The 532-nt window shown below is 28.0% G+C and carries 1 protein-coding gene; it reads right to left on the bottom strand.

What is annotated here, in order from left to right:
- Positions 1-105 precede the first annotated feature (105 nt).
- Positions 106-532: RNA polymerase sigma factor (locus tag B7R67_RS21835; RefSeq protein WP_142289610.1), on the bottom strand; the 427-nt coding region annotated here is incomplete at its 5' end.

The following is a 532-nucleotide window of genomic DNA, read 5'->3' as shown; positions in this document are numbered from 1 at the left end:
TTTTTAACAATAATATCCAGATTATCCGGGATAGGTACATTCTTATAGTCCGATCTTAATTTTTCTAATTTTTTATCCAACTAATTGGCCTCCTAAAAAATAAGTTCATTTCATTTTAATCCGGAGTATTTCTAAAGCTTTATATAAACGGGTTTTAATTGTATTTGGACTTTCTTGTAAAATATCTGCAACTTCTTCGATCTTTAAGTCTTCAAAATATCTTAAAACAATTACTGACCGATATTTAGTTGGTAAAGATTCTAATGATCTTTCCAGATCAATATCTGAATAATTATCATCTTTGCCTGGCGTATGCAACTCAATTGTTTCTTCATCCATAACCGTTATTTTTTTTTGTTTTCGTAAAAAATCTAATGATGTATTTACTACAATTCTATAAAACCAACCTTTTAAAGATTGTTCATTTTTCAACTTATCTTTTGAGGAAATGGCTTTATGAATAGAATCTTGTAAAATATCTACCGCATCATCCGGATTTTTCACGTAGCTAAAAGCTAATCTATAAAAATCA

It is taken from the genome of Gottfriedia luciferensis (assembly GCF_002156865.1).
Lineage (GTDB): Bacteria > Bacillota > Bacilli > Bacillales > Bacillaceae_G > Gottfriedia > Gottfriedia luciferensis.
The sequence above is the reverse complement of the archived record's forward strand: the minus strand, read 5'-3'. Positions and strand labels throughout refer to the sequence as shown.